The organism is Skermanella sp. (assembly GCF_059503625.1).
In genome coordinates this window covers 1-2,060 of the sequence record NZ_JCACHA010000533.1, presented here as the reverse complement: position 1 = coordinate 2,060, position 2,060 = coordinate 1, and the positions used below count along the sequence as shown (strand labels likewise).

General features: G+C 69.2%; 2 protein-coding genes. Both read left to right on the top strand.

All coding sequences use genetic code 11. The features are described 5' to 3' along the window. A partial coding sequence (locus AC5JJ6_RS11465) for a hypothetical protein (protein ID WP_496042155.1) occupies positions 1–389 on the top strand: 389 nt, incomplete at its 5' end. 2 nt (positions 390–391) lie between these two features. Continuing rightward, a partial coding sequence (locus tag AC5JJ6_RS11460; RefSeq protein WP_496042154.1) for a recombinase family protein occupies positions 392–2,060 on the top strand: 1,669 nt, incomplete at its 3' end.

The window sequence follows — 2,060 nt, the reverse complement described above, 5'->3', positions numbered from 1 at the left end:
AGCTGCCACTCGTCATTCTGTTCGAGAAGTACAGCGCCGACCAGTCTGCGAACGACGACCTCCACAATGTTGCCATTGTGGACTTCGAATGGACGGTGGTGGTTGAGCGCGCACAGCTTCGCCCGCGCTACCGAGAGGGTTTCGACGGCACTCCGTTGAACCTCTATTGGCAACCCGATCTGCGGGAGCGTGCCGAGGGAGGCGCCGATGGCTCGGCGCAGGGAAGCGCCGCGGTTGACCGTCGAGGTGTCGTTCGAGACGACGCGGACCAGTCCGCAAAGTCTAGCCGATGCCTACGAGAGCGCTGTGCCGATCACGCGCCGGCATCTGGGGACGGCCGAGCCCCGAAAGGACGGCGCGGCAACCAAGCCGCTAAATCGGAGGGCTGAGGATGCCTAACCTTCAGATCGCCCTTTACGCTAGGGTCTCGACTGATCAGCAGGCGCGCGGCAACACCGTGGACAGCCAGGTGGCCGCGCTGTGCGACCGGATCGGCGCCGACGGCGTCGCGCTCGAGGCTGAGGATGCCTTTGTCGACGAGGGGTTCAGCGGCACCACCCTGCGGCGCCCGGCTTTGGAGCGGCTGCGCGACCGGGTAGCGGGCGGTCTGGTCGACCGCATCTACGTCCTCGCTCCCGACCGCCTGGCGCGCCGCTACGCCTACCAGGTCCTGCTGATCGAGGAGTTCCGCCGGGCCGGTGCCGAGGTGGTGTTCGTCAACCGGCCAATCGGTGCCAGCCCCGAGGACGACCTCCTGCTCCAGGTCCAGGGGATGGTCGCCGAGTACGAGCGCGCCAAGATCCTGGAGCGGAGTCGGCGCGGGCGTCGCCACGCTGCCCGCTCAGGACTGATCAGCGCCATCGGTCGCGTCCCGTTCGGCTACCGTTACGTCACCAGGGACGAGGGCGGCGGGGTGGCGCGCGTTGAGGCGGTCGAGGAGGAGGCACGCTGGGTCCGGCTTCTGTTCGCCTGGATCGGCCTTGATCGCCTGAGCCTCCGCGAGGCCTGCCGCCGGCTACAGGAGGCGGGCCGGCCGACACGGACCGGGCTGGCGCGCTGGGATCCGACCACGGTCGCGCTGATGCTGCGCAATACCGCCTACGTCGGACGCGCCGTCTTCGGCCGCTCGCGCCATGTCGAGGCACAGCCGCCCCTGCGCCCCCGTAAGGGTCATCCCCATCCCTCGAAGGCGATCTCCCGGGTACCCGTGCCGCGCGAGGAATGGATCGAGATCCCAGTCCCCGCCCTGGTCGATGCGGCGGTGTTCGACGCGGCGCAGGCCCAACTCGAGACCAACCGCCGCCACCGGCGTGAACGCCGCCGCCGGCCCGGCTGGCTGCTGCAGGGCCTGGTGGTGTGCCGGCGCTGCGGGTACGGCTTCTACGGTAAGATGGCACGCGGTCTGGTCGGGAAGCAGCGCCCGGCCGACTACGGCTATTACCGCTGCCCCGGAACCGACGCCCATCGCTTCGCCGGGACGGCCGTGTGCGACAACCGGTCGGTCCGCAGCGACCGGCTGGAACGGGCGGTCTGGGACGAGATCCGGGCGGTTCTTGAAGATCCCCGGCGGCTTGCCGCCGAGTACGAACGCCGTCTCGCCGTGAGCCGGGGAAGTTCGCACGGCGCGGAGGCGGTGGCGGCGCTCGAGCGCCAGATCGCGGCCGTGCGCCGGGGTATCGGACGGCTGATCGACAGCTACGCCGAGCTGAGAATTGAGCGGGACGAGTTCGAGCCGCGGGTCGGCGGCATGAGGGAGCGCCTCGCCCAACTGGAGGGTGAGCGGGAGCGGCTGGTGGCCGATGCCGAGATAGAGCGCAGCCTGGCGCTGGTGATCGGCCGCGTCGAGGATTTTGCCGACCGGGTCCACGGGGCCTTGGATGAGATCGACTGGGATGGCACGCGCGAGATCATCCGCGCAATGGTTCGGCGGGTTGAGGTCGACGGTGACCACGTTCACGTCGTCTTCCGCGTGCCGGCTCTGCCACCGCCTAAAGCCGATGACCAGCCCTTTGATCCGGCGATGCCGGCTCGAGGCGATTGGCAACATTGTGGAGGTCATC